A 17,055-nucleotide genomic window follows, 5' to 3' on the forward strand; every position below is an offset into this window, starting at 1 on the left:
GCAAAAGGTGTAAAATATTTTTATGCTAGTAAAAAATTTAACACATAAAGATTATACTACGCACGGTGGTTTCTATCAATTAAAATTGCCGTTAAATGTTGAATGTATGATTCCGAATGATGATTCTGTAAGGTTGCTGGGTCAAATTGTAGAGGAGATGAATTTATCAGAATTATATAAGACTTATTCCCGTTTAAGGAAAAAACAAGCAACCCCAACACAGATGCTGAAGATCATGCTATATGCTTATATGAATAGTAATTATTCTACAAGGAAAATCGAAAGAGCCTGCAAGCGGGACATTAATTATATGTACCTTCTTGAAGGCTCGCCTGCTCCGGATTATACAACAATTGCAAGATTCAGAAGTATTCATTTTGCACCTGTTTCAGAAAATCTTTTGGCACAGTTTACGCAGATGCTTGCTGAAAACAAAGAAATTTCAATGAAAAATCTATTTATTGATGGGACAAAGCTTGAAGCTGCATCAAATAAATATACTTTTGTCTGGAAAGGTTCTGTCACTAAGAATCAGAAAAAACTGATGGATAAGCTCCCAACTTTTTTAAAACAAACAGAAGAGAATTTTGGATTTAAGATTTTATATGGTGAAGAAATCAAGATGCACCATTTGAAAAAGCTCAGACGTAAACTTTGCAAAATAAAAAACGATGAAGATATTCAATTTGTCTCTGGTATAGGAAAAAGAAAATCTCCTCTCCAAAAAATATTTGAACAGCTGGATGAATACATATCAAGGCTCAAGAAATATAATAAGCATCTGCATCTTATGGGGGATAGAAATAGCTATTCAAAGACAGACCCTGATGCAACCTTCATGAGGATGAAAGAAGATGCTATGAAGAATGGGCAACTAAAACCCGGCTACAACATTCAGTTTGGGGTAGATGCTGAATATATAGTATGGATTAGTGCTGGACCACAGCCTACAGATACAACCACGCTAATACCATTTTTAGACAGCATAAAGAGTCGTTTGAAGTATACTTACAGAAATATAGTTGCAGACTCAGGCTATGAAAGTGAGGAAAACTACGTCTATCTCGATGAGAACGGTCAGCTTGCTTTTATCAAACCTTCCAATTATGAAATTAGTAAGACACGGAAATATAAAACTGATATCAGTAGGAAGGAAAATATGAGCTATGACAAAGAAAACGACTTTTATATATGTAGCAGCGGTAAAAAGCTTGTAGCCACAGGGATTAAATTCAGCAAAAGCAAGACTGGCTATAGAAGTGAGAAAACCTGTTATACATGTGAAGATTGCACTCAATGCCCTATTAAATCAAAATGCATTAAGGGAAACAGCAAAAAGCCATTGGAAGAACGAACCAAGCATCTTGAAGTTTCAAAACTATTTCAGCAAAAACGTGAGGCAGCGATAACCAGAATCCTTAGTGATGAGGGAAAAGAGCTCAGAATGAACCGAAGTATTCAGTCTGAAGGTGCTTTTGGAGAAATAAAACAAGATATGGGATTCAGACGTTTTTTGTGTAAAGGGAAAAAGAATATCTTGGCAGAATGTATTCTTCTTGGCTTAGCTCATAATGTAAACAAACTGCACAACAAAATTCAGTCAGAACGATGTTCTACTTATTTACATCCATTAAAAACAGCTTAGATAAAAATGTTTATAATAAAGAGCATAAATCAGTAAGCTTTATTTGCTATACTCTTTTTTCAAAAGAAAGAAAAAGAATATAATATTTTGGTTAAAATATTTCACTATCATTATAGAAATGGGGCGTTGTACTACGATTATAAATCGTAATTGCAACAGCCCCATTTTTTCTTAAATATTACTATTACATGCATACTTACTAACCGATTATTTCACAAATAGCTTCATACAACTCATCCGCCGAGTCTGCCTGGACCAATTCATCATCCACCAGTGCAAAAGGCCCTTCAGCACAATCACCGCAGTAACCCAAACATGATTCAACTATAACCTTTGCATTTTCATTGTTCTCCTGCAATTTACTTATAACTTCCTCCACACCATGCACAAAATTGTTCTCACAAAATTTAATTTCTACCATTATACTTCACACTCCTTTAATTTTTATAGCTCAATTGATTCTAATACTAAAATGTATTGGATTTACTAGGATATTATTACCCAACAAAATGCATTCTATGAAATAAGCAGCACTAACTAAGGAATGATTAAAATATTTCTTCAGATTTATGGCAGTAGTTATTTCTTAGCCATTACTAACGTTACTAAATGAACATCTCCTTTACATAAAACATATAATAAATTATTCAATTATGAAAGGAATGATTATTATGTATAATAATATGCATCAAGGACATCCCTGCCCTTATTGCGTTAACGCACCAATGAATAACTTATATAATATGTATCCCTGTACTTACTTATTTAACATGCCAGCATATAATCCATATTTTGAAAATCAGTTTTCAAACCAGTATCCTACCTTTACCAGTAAAACAAAAAACGATGTTTTTATTGAGTTAAAGGATTATGGACCGGAACCATTTGTAGTTGATATTGAAAAAGCTACAATTCAAAATAACAATTTTCGTACTGCTTTATGGACAGGAAAATATCTACAGCTTACTTTGATGAGCATTAAGGTAGGAGAAGATATTGGTTTGGAAATCCATCCGGATCTTGATCAATTTATACGTATTGAAGAAGGTCAAGGACTGGTAAAAATGGGAGATAGCAAGGATAATCTGGATTTTCAGGCAAATGTTCAAGATGATTTCTCATTTATCATACCTGCCGGTAAATGGCACAATCTAATCAATACAGGCAATACACCGCTTAAATTATATTCAATCTATGCACCGCCTCAGCATCCCCATGGTACAGTACATGTAACTAAGGAAGATGCACAAGCTGCAGAATAGTAGTTTCATTACTCCATCGTAATTTCATCTTTTATAAAAGAAACTTTTTTAGTATAATGGACATAGTGGTATCTTTAATTAGGTATAGTCCAGTTACCAACTATTATAAATGATGATTGAGACGAGAGGAGACTTCAAAATGAGTATACCAAGCAGCACAGGATTTTATGGTGAGTTCGGAGGACGCTTCGTCCCAGAAAATCTTGTAAAGGTATTAGATGAGGTAAAAGAGGCGTTTTTAAAATTTAAGGATGATCCGGAATTTAAGAAGGAGCTTGATTATTACTTCAAGTATTTCGTAGGAAGGCCAAACCCCTTATACTATGCGGAAAGACTGACCAAACAGATCGGTGGAGCAAAAATTTATTTAAAAAGAGAAGACCTCAACCATATGGGGGCACATAAAATAAACAACACAATTGGACAGGTACTTCTTGCAAAACGCCTTGGAAAAAAGAGGATTATTGCAGAGACAGGAGCAGGACAGCATGGAGTTGCCACCGCTACAGCATGTGCATTATTTGAAATGGAATGTATTGTTTATATGGGTGAAGAGGATACACGCAGACAGGCACTAAACGTTTTCAGAATGGAGCTTTTAGGTGCCAAAGTTGTTCCCGTAAAAACAGGTACAAGAACACTTAAGGATGCTGTAGATGAAGCATTGAACGATTTAATGGAAAATTATGAGCACACTTATTATATGTTGGGTTCTGCTGTTGGACCTGATCCTTATCCTGAAATGGTTAAACATTTTCAGTCTATAATAGGTAACGAAGTAAAGGAACAAATCATGGAGCTTGAGGGAAGACTTCCAGATTACCTAGTTGCCTGTGTAGGAGGAGGAAGTAATGCAATTGGCTTATTCGCCCCCTTCTATAACGACAAAGATGTTAATATGGTTGGAGTAGAGCCTGCCGGTAAAGGTATTGATACACCAGACCACGCGGCTACCATATCCTTGGGAAGCCCTGGAGTTCTCCACGGTTTCAAATGTTATCTCCTTCAGGATGATAAGGGAGAACCGCTTCCTGTTTACTCAATTGCAGCAGGATTGGATTATCCAGGCGTAGGCCCGGAGCATTCTTTTTATAAGGACAGCGGCAGGGCACAATATGTTACAGCTACCGATAAGGAATCCATAGATGCATTTCTCAAGCTTTCAAAGGTAGAGGCTATAATACCTGCAATTGAAAGCTCTCATGCAATAGCATATGGTATGAAGCTTGCAGGCGAACTTGGCAAAGATAAGATTATTGTTATATGCCTCTCCGGCAGAGGTGATAAAGACGTTGCAGAAATAGCAAGTATTCTAGGTAAATAATTTATTAGAGATGCATTGGTGGAACTACACTTGCTAATGCATCTCTAATTTGTTTATTTATACTATATTACGCTCTTCTTCTTTGATCCTGTAGTTTTCGTCTTCCTCATAACCTTACTATTAGCTTCCTCAAATTCCTGCTGTTTTCGTAATTCTTCCGCTTCAATCCTTTCTTGTTTATCACGCAATTCCATCAATACACTCATCTCAACATCAAGATTATGCAGCTTAAGGCGATCTCCAAATGCATCAGGATATACAAACTTTTTTATTCCATACTGCTTTGCAAACTGAATAGATAGAATATCGTTTTCCTGGCTAATCACCTTACCATCTCCATATAGTATGTGTGTTAATTGTTCATTTACCATATTCATAAATTTTCGTCCATCTCCTATCTTTTTTATTTATATCCAAGTTTATTTATTGATTCCATATGACTAACCCCAATACGCTATAAATCAAAATCACAAAGTGGTTTTTCACCATTGTTAACAAAAATAACAACGTGCGGCTTTGACAACTGGACTTACGTTTATCAAAACAACACGTTGTATTATAATTTTATCATTTTTATATTTAGCGATGTAAGTAATTTTTTAAATTATTTATTATCTATGTCACCTTTTTTATTATCATCATCCTTTGTTTCCATTTTTAATGGATGGTTAACACTAATAAACTTTTCAATTAATTTTTGTGAAGGAGATATACCAAAATGCTCTTGATACCAATCAATATACTCATTCAAATCCATAAAAAAACATCCTTTCATATAGCAAAAAGTTGAATTAATATATATTAAAAGTGATAAATGTAAGATTATTAGCACTTTTAATATATATAAATATTTTACCACTTCAAAATTTTTGATGTAAGCATTTTTTACAAAGAAATTCGTGTTAACTTTTTCCATATAAAAGAATTAAATTTTCAGGCACCTTTTTACAAATCCAATTGGATGCTGTGTATCCTTTGCAGGTTCTTCAACTTACAGCCATAGGCCAGTTAATTATTTGATAATAACTTATTAGTATCATCGGTAACATCTATTCCTTTTAGCTCTTTACATATCTGATCAATAATAATTTCTATTTCCATTGTGGTTTTATTTTTAAGCAAGGGAACAAAACTTTTTTCCCATATTTCAGAAAATTTCGTACTTGGAAAGAAAATCATGTCATTGCTGACAATGTCCATAGGATCAATGTTATACTCTGCAAGTTGCTTTCTTATTACATCTACTGCTCTTATATCGTTAAAGAGTCTTCCGATTATCGAATCAAGCCCATAGCTATAGGGATTTTCACCCACAGCCTTGAAGCGTCCCTCCAGAGTGATGTTTCTTGATGAGTTGCCTATAAGAATCTTATAATAGCCGGGCTCTGCAGTCCATTGATTTAGACCTGTATCAAAGCTCGCCAGATCATCTTTCCCCAGTTCAAAAATAATTTCCTTTTCTTCTCCAGGCTTAAGAGCAATCTTCTTAAAAGCTTTTAGTTCCTTGGGAGGCTTTTTAAGCATAGATTTTTCAGCTTCTATATAAAGCTGTACCACTTCCTTACCAGCCATTTTTCCTGTGTTTTTAACTTTGACTTTAACATTAAACTTTTTACCTTTATCCATATCAAATATAGATGATTCCAGATTTATATCCGAGATCTCAAAGCTTGTATACGAAAGTCCATAGCCAAAAGGAAACAGCGGCTCTATACCTTTAAAATCATAATAGCGATAACCCACATATATTCCCTCACCGTACCACACTTCCCCATTTTCTCCCGGGAAGTTTCCATATGTGGGACAATCTCTGTAATATTTAGGAAAAGTAAGAGGAAGTTTACCTGATGGGTTCAAATCTCCAAAGAGAATGTCCGCAGCTGCATGTCCTCCCTCCATACCTGGGAAGAATACACATAACACCGCATCTACATCATTGATCCAATCCATCATGCCAACCGGACCCGATATATTTAGAACTACAACAATCTTGCTACAGGATGCCTTAGCTTCTCCAATAACCCTTAATAACATCTCCCTGTCTGCCAGATCAATATCCATATCCGGCCGATCGGAGCCTTCCTGCCCCTTAGCTCCAACTGTAATTATAACAGCTTCTGTGTCTATATTTATCTCTTCAAAGGATACCAATTGACTGCCTATCTTTTCAATTGTACTATCATATAAGTTGGAACTTAAGTCAGTCCAAACTTCAGCACTTCCTCCTCCTGATTCTATAAACTTCCTGCTGTTTTTTCCAAAGAAACTTACTTTTGAACTTTTATTAAGCGGCAGAACCTCTCCTTTGTTCTTAAGCAGTACAGCACCCTCAGCCACTGCCTTGTATGCAGCCCTTTTTGAGAAATCAGTGTCGATATCAGTGTATTTGCGTCCTTTCATTACAGGCATCTCAATAAGAATTTCAAGGAAGTTTTCAATGCATTTATCCAGAACACTCTCGCTCAATCTTCCTGCTTTAACAGCATCAATGAGAGGTTGGGCACTTCTTGGTCCGGGCATCACCAAATCATTCCCAGCCTTTGCCGCTTCAACCTGGTCATAGGCTGCACCCCAGTCAGACACCACAAAGCCATCAAACCCCCATTGATTCCTCAATACTTCAGTTAATAGCCATTCATTTTCAGTACATGCCTTGCCGTTTATCTTGTTGTAAGCTGACATTACAGTTTTTACGCCGCCTTCCTGCACACAAGCCCTAAAACCTGGAAAGTATAACTCATGAAGTGCACGTACAGGAATATGTTCATTAATACCCATTCTCTCTGTTTCCTGATTATTGGCAGCAAAGTGTTTTACATTAGCTGCTACGCCCTGACCCTGTATACCTTTAACAAACTGGGGAGCCAATTTGGCTACAAGGCACGGGTCTTCCGAATAGCCTTCAAAAAGCCGGCCGTTTAATGGGTCTCTGTGGAGATTTACGTTGGGAGTACCTAAAAGCACATCTATTTTATATGCATTAGCTTCTTTTCCAAGGGCTTTGGCACATACATATACAGTTTCCGGATCCCATGTTGCTCCCAACAGCATTCCGGGAGGAAAGCATCCTGGCTCTTTACCTTCCGGCTTCATAGAATTCAATTCGGAATTGGCCATGGTAAGTATCTGTTGATCCTCTTGTGAAAGTTTACTTGGATTGCCTATATAAGGAAGAATTCTTCCAATTGAGTATAAACCCTCCAAGTCTGATTTATTTGAATTTTCCTCTTCATTGTCATTAATTTTATAAGTGGCTTGATATATGAATTCCTGATAAAGCTGCATAAAGTTGATACCTGTTCCGCCGTCCAAAAGTAATACCGGAGGAATACCCAAATGCTCAATACCACAGGTACGAAACACAGACATTCCTGTAATGAGGCTTGCTTTTTCTTCTAACGTCATATCGTTTATAACTGCCGGGATGGATTCTTTGTCTGTTAATTTTCTGCTCATTTACCATTTCTCCTTATATTTTTTTATAACAATACTATTTATCTCCATTTAATTGATTTTAATAGATTTGCTTAAGACAACTGTAATAGATTTATCACTTTTAATACATTAAAAATTCGATAAACATTAATCCAATTCCTTTTTATTCAAAACAAAAATTACTCCCATCGGCTTTATTATAAGCATAAAATTTTACATTCTAATTTTTAGAAGCTTTGGAAACCCGATCAATATTGATCAGTTTATGTTGAACCTTTATAAAATATAAGATTTGTGATTTATGAAAAATGTTTTAGAAAATGTTGCTAGTATATATTATAATTAGTACTATAATTTCATAAAAACTACATTTGTTCTATATAATTTAACAATTGTAAATTAGGAGTAAAGTAATGAAACTGAATGTAAATTGCTTAGTTTGTAATTTGAAGCAAACAATCAAGGTTACAAATATGTTGAAAATAGATTCCAAAAAACAGCAAGAAATAATTAGAGAAGTACTTTTAAGCTTAGCAGAGGCTGATTTCGACAAATGTAATCCTGAAATCATGAAAAATACCTGGAAAATAATAACCCGTCGAACAAATACACAAGACCCGTACTCCGAAATAAAAAGGAAAAACAACTTACAATTACTAGAAGTTTTTGATGATGTTGAAGAATTTATTAATAGCTCTGAAGATGAGTTTTTATCCTCATTGAAGATAGCTATTATTGGTAACATGATTGATTTTGCAGCTAACGATGATTTCGATTGCGAAGGATTGAATAATATTTTGAAAGATATTAAAAACAAGGAACTGGCAATTGATAATAGCAAGCTTCTTTTTGATGGATTGAAGAATTCAAATAAATGCCTGTACATAGGAGATAATTGCTGAGAATGCGTTTTTGACAAGATATTTATTTGCAGGCTAAAGAAAATCTTTCCTCACTTAAAGATTTATTATGCAGTTAGAGGATACCCTGTGCTAAATGACGTAACGAGAAAAGAAGCATTGGATATAAACATGGATAGTATTGCAGAAGTCATTGAGAGTGGAGATGCTGCTCCAGGGACTCTGCGATTTAAATATCTAAATGATCAAGGTTATTTTAGAGAGCAGGATAACGAAAGTAATATAATTTCTCTTTCTGGTATAGAAAAGAAAGCTGAGATTTTAGTAAATCTATTAATTAAGTTCAACCTTAATAAAAGCGGTCTAATAAGGGATAAGATAATAAATACACTTAATGAAATAGAAAAAGAAGAGTATGGTATTCTGAAACAATACATCTATTGAAAGATTATACAAATTATACTATAGCTTTTTAGTCTTGAACCATTTATTCATCAACTTTCATTTCATCACAGCTTCCTGGGTACAGACACTTACTAGATTCGGTACAGTTCCTTGGTGTTATCCCGCAGGATTCTCCTTGCGATGAATACGGCGTCTTCATGTGTATAGAATCCCTGATCCACCTGAGCAGACAATACATTAGCAAGTGCATGCTCTATCGCCAGAACTGCACCATAGCTCTCCTCACTGGTCCAAGTGTCGCAGCCCCAGTGGATTCTATGGGTCTGCCCCACCTCAAGCAGCTCTAATATCATTCTCTGGGAGGCAGATGTAGAGATAATGGGCAGCCAGCATAGATCGGCATAGGTATTTGGGTACTTGTGTACAAGTGCATATACATCCTCCAGCCAGGGGTAGCTGCCATGGAAGAGTACAAACTTGGTATCAGGATTACGCTCGATCAATTCCCGAAGCTGCATTGCGTTCGTCCGGTCGATAGCACCAAGCCCTGTGTGATGCTGGAAAGGGATATCCAGCTTAGCGGCAATTTTGCAGGCTGCATCAATCACATAGTCTGAGAAGTCATGCCTGTCCTTGCCGGTGAGCAGTCTTTTATCCATCCGGTAAAGTTTGGCTATATGATCTCGATCCTGGGGCTGGTAATGTAAATCCCGACCATAGGCAAGTGCACTCTTTAGAGCACTGCAGCCGCTATTAACCTTTTTAGTAATTTGCTCCTCCATCCAAACGATGAATTCCTCCAGGTCGCCGGGCGGAGACTTACGGGAGCATTGTTCATAGAGGCAAACATTATCGTGGTCATGCGGGTTTTCATCCAATGCATATGTGAACATGTTGATTCGGTAAGCAGGTGCAAAAAGATCGGGATGTCCAAGGTCACTGCCCGGCTTCCAGAAAGCATCCTGCACCACCCGATTGTATCTGCAGTGGTTTCTAAGAATATCCAAGTGCCGTTCGGAATTATTCTCATAGGCAGAGGTTATTTTTTGGGATATCTCATCCCAATTGTTTGCAGTAATCCGCTCGGGGATATCATACAGTTCTCTAATAGCCTTCTCCAGCCAGAGTAAGTAGGTGTTATACCGATTACGCTCAAGGAACAACGCACGCTCATCATGGTTCCGTGCCGCCAACGGCTGGGTGAAGGTGACGTAGCTGTTAGACAGTATCTTGTCCAGTGACATATGTGAGTAAAAACTGTCCTCCCTGTGATGACAATGTGTAGAGTAGATGCGAATGGCCTTAATATCTTCCAAAATGCGTTCATATGTTTTGTTCATACAAAATTCTCCTACCTTAATAAGCTTTAAACCTTTGGTAATTTCAATTTTATCACAAGATTTCTACATACCCTTCTGTTCCATGCACACGAATTCTTTGCCCATCTTTTATCAGTTTTGTAGCATTTTCCACTCCCACAACTGCCGGCAATCCATATTCACGTGCTATAACTGCACCATGGGTCATCAGACCACCAACTTCAGTGACTAAGCCTTTTATGGATACAAACAATGGTGTCCAGCTGGGGTCAGTAAAGGAAGTTACTAATACATCTTCATCTGTAAGAATAGCATCTTCCATTTTTAAGATGACACGTGCTTGTCCCTCTATAACTCCAGAAGAAACAGGCAGGCCTATAATAGCACCCACTGGGATATTTTCTCGTCTGTACTCACCCACAATGATTTCACCATCAGACGTGATAACACGTGGGGGAGTTAGCTTTTCATACAATTTGTACTCGTCTTTTCGTTTGCTGACGATTTGTCTGGTCGCAAGCCCTACTTGCTGCTCGACCAAGCAATTCGAATAACCTAATCTATTTGTGCGTACGACTTCGTGAAGCTCTTCAAATGTGAGGTAATATATATCTTCTATTTCATGAATAACGCCTACTTGTACGAGTTGTTCGGCTTCTTTCAGTAAAGCTTTCTTATAAACAAAGTAGCGACTAATCATACTGTACTTTGGATATTCACGATAGCCGGTAAAATTCCTGATTAGGTCGATCATTTGCTTTGTTTCTTGAGCTTTTCGTTTACCATTCGGTAATTGCTTCACCCGATTCACTAACTCTTGCTCTTTTTCGAAAGCTTCCTGTAGTCCTTGTTCAAATTTCCGACTGCTGCTATTTGGCTCAAAGTTTTTTATATTACTGAGAATCAAGGGGACAAGTGTAGTTGGTTTTTCGCTCCAGCGGGGCTTCGTAATATCGATTTCCCCGGCACATCGCATTCCATATTTGTTGAGATAGGACAGGATTGAGTCCCTGGTTTCCTGTCCGCCGTCAAACTTAACCAGTCCATCTAAAAAATTGTCATCTTTTACATGTTGTAAATAATCAATTACTTCCGGATAAGGGCGAATCACATCTGCGACATCCAATAACTCCAGACCCATTCTTGATGTAATATTGTTTGGCACAGATTGAGAAAGGATATCTGCTACGTTTTTCTCGCCTAGCCACTCCTTCATTTTTTCATTGATCCATGATGAAGCATTCATAGCAGCCATAATCACACCCATGTTTTGTGGATTAAATAAGCTCTTCTTTAATTGCTGGATATCTTCCAGTATAAAATCAAATAAATCTGATCCTGATCTTGTTTGGATGTTTTGTTTTAATGCTTGGATGGATGTTTGACTGCTTTCAATCAAACCAGAAACGATTGCCGGATTATTTCCTACTTGTGCCTGAATATCCGCAGGCGACATACCTTTATTGCTTTTTCCGGGACCTTGTTCTTTATTGTCATTTGGTAGCAATTTTATAAAATCCCCCCGCTCTATTATGGTAATCAGTGCATCCTTTATGAGGGGATCGTGTTGTCCCATGTTATTTAATAAAATTTCTCTGCTGTCAGGTGAAGTGAGCATATTGGCAACATCAACAAACAACCTTCCACCAGCTTTAAACATATGTCCGGCTGCTGTTAACTGCCATAAAGACAATCCCAACGGTTTCATGGCATCGGTCATCATTTGCTGATGGCCAACAGATATATAAACGTGATTTTCTTGGGTCTCTGCTTCAGGAATGGGGAATAAAGTTGTGATCGGCCGACTCTGGACAATATAAAATGTATCATCAGCCAAACACCATTCAATGTCCTGGGGGCAGCCGAAATGTTCTTCGATCTTTCTGCCCATATTTGCAAGGCTCAAAATTTGCTCGTCGGTAAGTGTTTGTCTTTTCTGCTGCTCAGATGGGACCTCCTGTTTTTTCGTACCCCCATCTTTTAAGGCATAAATAGCCAGCTTCTTGGTAGATATCTTCTTATGGATAACCTGGCCATTACGCACTTTATAGTTATCAGCATTAATCAAGCCGGATACCAAGGCTTCACCAAGTCCGAAGCTAGCATCAATGGATAAAACCTTCCTGTTAGAAGTAACGGGATCAGCAGTAAACAAAATCCCTGCTGCCTGTGGGAAAACCATCTTCTGAACAACTACAGAAAGATAGATTTTGCGGTGGTCAAATCCGTTTTGAATGCGGTAGATTACTGCCCTCTCAGTAAACAGCGATGCCCAGCACCTGCTGATGTGCTTTAGTATCGCATCCCTTCCGATAATATTCAAATAAGTATCCTGCTGGCCTGCAAAAGAGGCCGTAGGTAGATCCTCTGCAGTTGCACTGGATCGTATTGCATAGGCATCTTTTTCAGCAAACTTTGTGAGATAACCAATAATCTGTTCTTCTATATCCTTAGGAATAGATATTCTTTCGATGACCATGCGAATTTTCTTGCCAATTTCACTAACTTTCTCCCTATCTTCTACTCTGAGATGTGATAACTCATCAAATAAACCGTTGAGTTCCTCATTATTTCCAGTTATCTTTTCATATGCTTCTGTGGTAACACAAAACCCTTCCGGTACTAGGATTCCATTAGCCTTGGATAGTTCACCCAGGTTGGCACCTTTACCCCCAACCATGGAAATCTTTGTTTTGTCAATTTCCTGAAAGCTAAGCACATATGAATTCATCATATTCTCCTTCTCATTCTCTAGGTATAGGTGAAACAATTGTTTTTGAAGTGGTATATTCTCCTATAATACACACAATAAGTGCAAATTATAAGCCTGTTATCAAAAAATTTTATTTGATATAATAAAAGTAGAGGGAGAACATGTTGTCCTAAAGTAAAATTCCCTCAAACTATCAGTCTGTGGAAATTAATCTAATTTTGATAAGATAATTCGCAAATTTTCTAAAGCATATATTCCATATACTTACGTAAATAAGTGAAAATATGAAAAAAGTTAATAAAGTGAAAGGTAATGATAAAGTATCGGCTAAATCTCCAAACCCTGGAACACCTACTATATATGTTAATATAATCATTCCGCTCGATAATATTATAGCAGAAGATAATATAGAGACTATTATTCCTTTCCTATAAAGCAATGTTCCCATAACTGCACCAAGAATCCCCGTAGTGAAAAGAAGAATTATTGCTTCCTGCGGGCTTACCATAATAAGAATTAATGCGGAAGAAAACAATACTGTAATACCGAGAGAAATATCAAAAACAGCAGCTAGTGCAATAGGCAGGGTACTTAATGGGCTTAAGGCCAGCCCGACTACCGGTAAAAACACAGGTGCTGACTGAAGCAATACAGTTAATGATGTTAATAAGCCTCCTACGCTTGTAAACCTTGCTATTTCCATCTCTTTCAACTTAAATCCCACCTCTCATATCTAGTAGCTGCACTTCCATATTATACGTTTTGTTTACCTAAATTGTGAAGATTATGTTTGGTGTAAAAGTACCATCCTGAGGTATGAACAGTACAATTGCACGCTCAGCATCCTCCCGGGTAAGCCCTCGTTCCTCGGCATAAACTTGGTACTAATAAAGCAGCTCAATCATATTCTGATAAGGGAAAACAATATAAAGGAATGTAATGCTAGTTGAAAAAAATCAAAGTCGGTTTACAACCCATTGTTAGCAAGATAAATTTACCCACTGTTCTAAAAACAACTATACTTCCGGGTGACTCAATTGAAAGACTATTTATTGCAACCCAGGTAGGAGAGATCTTTTACATAGGAAATGGAGTAATAGGGACTTTTTTAGATATTCGCTCGAGAATCATAAAGCTAGGTGTTTCTAACGGTGGATATGATGAACGAGGATTGCTAGGTCTGGCGTTTCATCCGGAATTTTATTATAACGGTCTGTTTTATCTCCATTATTCAGTGGCTGGCACACAAGGTCGAGGTGCTCTTCCTGAATCTTTTAAGCCTAACCCATGTGACCCCGTAACCTTAAACCTAACGTGGATAAATAGAGAAACTCAATATGATCATATTGATACAGTTGAAGAATGGATTTTACAACCGAATGGCCAACCTCAAAAACGGCGGACATTACTTAACCTAAGAAGACCATTTTTTAATCATAATGGTGTCAATAGCTTGAACTTTTCACCTGAAACAGGAAAACTTATTTTAACAACCGGAGATGGTGGATCAGGCTATGATCCATTTAACTTAAGCCAAAATGATATGGAAATCGCCGGTAAAATAATTGAAATTGATGTAACTAAGAATACATTTATCTATAACCCACCCGTAGTCACACGTTTTAATGAACTTTCTGCACCTATTCAGGAAACACTTACGGTAATTGCAAAAGGGGTACGCAATATACCCGGTATCTCATTTCAAAGGTTTTATAATCAGTATATCAAATATGTGGGAAACGTCGGACAGGACCTGGTAGAATCGATTTTTTCATTCGATCATTATAAACCACTACCAGTTACTCGGCTTGTTCAAGCTTCCTTAATGAATTCCGAACTTGACCAGGAAGGATTCGTAAACCTTGGCTGGCGTGGGTGGGAAGGTGCTTTCCCTACTTCTATTATAAGGGACTGCTCTGAAAATCCAGCTTTGAATGAGAAAACAATTGCTTATTACAATGAAGCAGTAAAAACTTCAGTACGGCGTCTTCAGCCCCTAACCAGTTATTTTCATCAAGATCCCCGACCCGATAAGTTTGAAGGTTCTGCACTTACAGGAGTCCAGCCATATATGGGAAATAGCATCCCCGATTTAAAGGGAAGCGTTGTGTTTACCGACTTTTCCCAAGAAGTATCTCACCCTCCGGTTAGAGGGACTTTAGCTTATACCATAGCAAGAACAGATAGTAAACTAAATGATTTTAGTGTTATAGAAACCAATTATAATTTTGGGTCCCAGTCTGCTTTTTATGTTAGTTTGGGAACAAATCTTGATCAAACCAGACTATATTTAGGGGTTTATAGCTCAATGAATGTGACTGATTTAAACCAAGGTACTGTTTTTGAAATTGTTCCATAATCCACAACTATAAAATGCTATTCGGTACTGGATAAATGCCTTTTTGGGATTTACTTAAGCGAAGTACAAAACAGACAAGTGGATTAGTTCGACATTTGTTAAGTCATAATTTTTGACGGTGTATGCATTCAAATGATGGACTAATCCAAAATCATCTGAATCTCTTATGTCAGACTATTTCCGCTCTATCAACGCCACTGACTCCACATGCCTTGACACGTCGATGGTGATATAAATACGCGTAAATAGGAGATTCGCGAAAAGGTACACCCCCCATCCCCATTAAAAAGGGGGGGTTGCTCTGAATTTGAATTAAACCTTTACGCAAAATCACTTCTTATATATAAATGCAATTATTTGTAATGAACTTACTAAATAAAGCTGCGTATTGAATACCCGGCTTTTTCAGCCAATTGGCATGCTTCAGCAAAAAACACTTTAGGAATAACAACTAATACGTATGAATCACTATCTATATCCAAATAAATTAAAGTTAAAAAGCTTTTGCTCAGCCTTTTAGAAATATCAACGAGTATACATTCTAATTTTACACCAATGCAGCTCTTATAGAAGCTTTGCTTATTTTCTACAAAGCCTCTTTTTATTATTAAAGTATTAATAATACTAAACACCTCTTCTAATGAATGTTGCCAATCTATCTCCCATGCTAATTTTCTTTCAATTAAAGCATCTGCTAGAGCTACCCAAGGCAAGTCCTCATCTGGTTTGTAAATCCCTCTATCCTCCAATCTACTAGCATATTTTTTTATATACTCTTTTGGGTTCTCTAACACAAGAATAATATCCTCCTCAACTTCATTAGAATACATAGATAGTTTCCTGGCAAGTTCTAATAAAGCGTCCCTTTTTTCCTTAGTCATGGCCTCACCTCAAATTTAAAAGGCTCTCCTTGATAAACAGAGAGCCTTTTAAAGAATCAAACAAAATCCACTTCCGGACATTTAATGTCATAATACTCTAAGACACCCATTGGTATAGCAGAATCATTTAAACTCACATCAATCCCTTTTTTCAAGGCCATTTTTGCCAAGCCTAATGCTGGTATGCATAATAATTCCTCTGGAGTCTCCTTAATATCGCTTTTTAGTTTTTTATGACATTCCACTACAAAATTCAATCCTTCGTTCACTAAACTACTGTCCTTATTCACAATTCCTAATAAAGTAAGTGCATAACTTTTATCCCAACTAAGTTCTTTTGCATTTGAAAGTTCTTTTAACTCTTTAATATAGGCTTTTTCCGTTATATCTTGATTTAACAAAATGTATTTTATACTATAGCCAATACATTTATCTATTGAATCATCATCAATTTCTTCTTTTTCCCTTCCTCCAAACAACTGTGCTAATGATTGTATAATTTTATCTTGATCACTTAATAATGCTAAAAACAACTTTGGATAAAAAACTGTTGATACAAAATCAGCACTTATATTATTTTGTTTACTGTCATACATAGTATAAATTGCTTCTTGGGCTTTGGCGGCATAATAAAAATACACTTTAGCTTTTTTAAAATCCTCTTTAAGTATGATTTCTCCTATACCAAGGTCACGGAAATCTCCAACCATACCACTTAGATAGAAACTTACGTTTGCAGGAAACCCATTAGCTTTAAACTTTTTAATGCGTTTCTCTACCCTTTCAATCATTTCCTGATAAATTTCAGGGAAAATTTCAAGATAACTTTTTTTACCTTTTACCATTATTATA

Annotated in this window: 13 protein-coding genes and 1 pseudogene; 5 read left to right on the forward strand and 9 right to left on the reverse strand. The window is 36.8% G+C overall.

Annotated features, from left to right (window positions below; translation table 11 throughout):
* Positions 1–22 precede the first annotated feature (22 nt).
* Positions 23–1,645 carry an IS1182 family transposase gene (locus Bccel_RS19860; RefSeq protein WP_050753035.1) on the forward strand — a complete coding sequence of 541 codons (1,623 nt, stop codon included), beginning with the start codon at positions 23–25 and terminating at the stop codon, positions 1,643–1,645.
* Between the two features lie 199 nt (positions 1,646–1,844).
* Here the strand turns inward: Bccel_RS19860 and Bccel_RS19865 are convergent, their stop codons facing one another.
* A complete protein-coding gene (locus tag Bccel_RS19865; protein WP_036937660.1) occupies positions 1,845–2,066 on the reverse strand; it encodes a YuzB family protein in 222 nt (73 codons plus the stop codon).
* 250 nt (positions 2,067–2,316) lie between these two features.
* Here Bccel_RS19865 and Bccel_RS19870 point away from each other — a divergent pair, with 250 nt between their 5' ends.
* Both Bccel_RS19870 and trpB read left to right on the forward strand, forming a co-directional pair.
* Positions 2,317–2,907 (forward strand): cupin domain-containing protein, encoded by a 591-nt coding sequence (locus Bccel_RS19870; protein WP_036937658.1) that lies wholly within the window; start codon positions 2,317–2,319, stop codon positions 2,905–2,907.
* Between the two features lie 139 nt (positions 2,908–3,046).
* The gene (trpB, locus tag Bccel_RS19875; RefSeq protein WP_036937656.1) at positions 3,047–4,231 is read left to right on the forward strand and encodes a tryptophan synthase subunit beta; all 1,185 of its coding nucleotides are present in this window, start codon (positions 3,047–3,049) and stop codon (positions 4,229–4,231) included.
* A gap of 62 nt (positions 4,232–4,293) precedes the next feature.
* Here trpB and Bccel_RS19880 read toward each other — a convergent pair whose 3' ends face one another.
* The 3 genes from Bccel_RS19880 to Bccel_RS19885 form a co-directional block, all read right to left on the reverse strand.
* Positions 4,294–4,608 carry a hypothetical protein gene (locus Bccel_RS19880; RefSeq protein ID WP_036937655.1) on the reverse strand — a complete coding sequence of 105 codons (315 nt, stop codon included), beginning with the start codon at positions 4,606–4,608 and terminating at the stop codon, positions 4,294–4,296.
* A 227-nt stretch (positions 4,609–4,835) separates the two neighbouring features.
* Positions 4,836–4,988, reverse strand: a complete 153-nt coding sequence (locus Bccel_RS30355) for a hypothetical protein (protein ID WP_154673433.1) — start codon at positions 4,986–4,988, stop codon at positions 4,836–4,838.
* 251 nt (positions 4,989–5,239) lie between these two features.
* On the reverse strand, positions 5,240–7,687 hold the full coding sequence (locus Bccel_RS19885) for a glycoside hydrolase family 3 C-terminal domain-containing protein (protein WP_050753661.1): 2,448 nt from the start codon (positions 7,685–7,687) through the stop codon (positions 5,240–5,242).
* Between the two features lie 392 nt (positions 7,688–8,079).
* Between Bccel_RS19885 and Bccel_RS32180 the strand changes: the two are divergent.
* Positions 8,080–8,970: pseudogene (locus Bccel_RS32180) on the forward strand (damage-control phosphatase ARMT1 family protein).
* Positions 8,971–9,062: 92 nt separating this feature from the next.
* On the opposite strand, the gene Bccel_RS19900 reads toward Bccel_RS32180, so the two are convergent.
* From Bccel_RS19900 to Bccel_RS19910, 3 genes are all read right to left on the reverse strand, one after another.
* Positions 9,063–10,271, reverse strand: a complete 1,209-nt coding sequence (locus tag Bccel_RS19900; RefSeq protein WP_036937645.1) for an amidohydrolase family protein — start codon at positions 10,269–10,271, stop codon at positions 9,063–9,065.
* 52 nt (positions 10,272–10,323) lie between these two features.
* The gene (gene ppsA / locus Bccel_RS19905) at positions 10,324–12,981 is read right to left on the reverse strand and encodes a phosphoenolpyruvate synthase (RefSeq protein WP_036937643.1); all 2,658 of its coding nucleotides are present in this window, start codon (positions 12,979–12,981) and stop codon (positions 10,324–10,326) included.
* A gap of 175 nt (positions 12,982–13,156) precedes the next feature.
* Complete coding sequence (locus Bccel_RS19910) at positions 13,157–13,666, reverse strand: hypothetical protein (RefSeq protein ID WP_242853066.1); 510 nt, start codon at positions 13,664–13,666, stop codon at positions 13,157–13,159.
* A gap of 243 nt (positions 13,667–13,909) precedes the next feature.
* On the opposite strand from Bccel_RS19910, the gene Bccel_RS19915 reads away from it, so the two are divergent.
* Positions 13,910–15,322 carry a PQQ-dependent sugar dehydrogenase gene (locus Bccel_RS19915; protein ID WP_036937637.1) on the forward strand — a complete coding sequence of 471 codons (1,413 nt, stop codon included), beginning with the start codon at positions 13,910–13,912 and terminating at the stop codon, positions 15,320–15,322.
* Positions 15,323–15,693: 371 nt separating this feature from the next.
* Here the strand turns inward: Bccel_RS19915 and Bccel_RS19920 are convergent, their stop codons facing one another.
* The gene (locus Bccel_RS19920) at positions 15,694–16,203 is read right to left on the reverse strand and encodes a DUF6630 family protein (RefSeq protein ID WP_036937635.1); all 510 of its coding nucleotides are present in this window, start codon (positions 16,201–16,203) and stop codon (positions 15,694–15,696) included.
* A gap of 56 nt (positions 16,204–16,259) precedes the next feature.
* Positions 16,260–17,048 carry a hypothetical protein gene (locus tag Bccel_RS19925; protein WP_036937633.1) on the reverse strand — a complete coding sequence of 263 codons (789 nt, stop codon included), beginning with the start codon at positions 17,046–17,048 and terminating at the stop codon, positions 16,260–16,262.
* Positions 17,049–17,055: the final 7 nt, after the last annotated feature.

It is taken from the genome of Pseudobacteroides cellulosolvens ATCC 35603 = DSM 2933, assembly GCF_001262605.1.
Taxonomy (GTDB): Bacteria; Bacillota; Clostridia; order Acetivibrionales; family DSM-2933; genus Pseudobacteroides; species Pseudobacteroides cellulosolvens.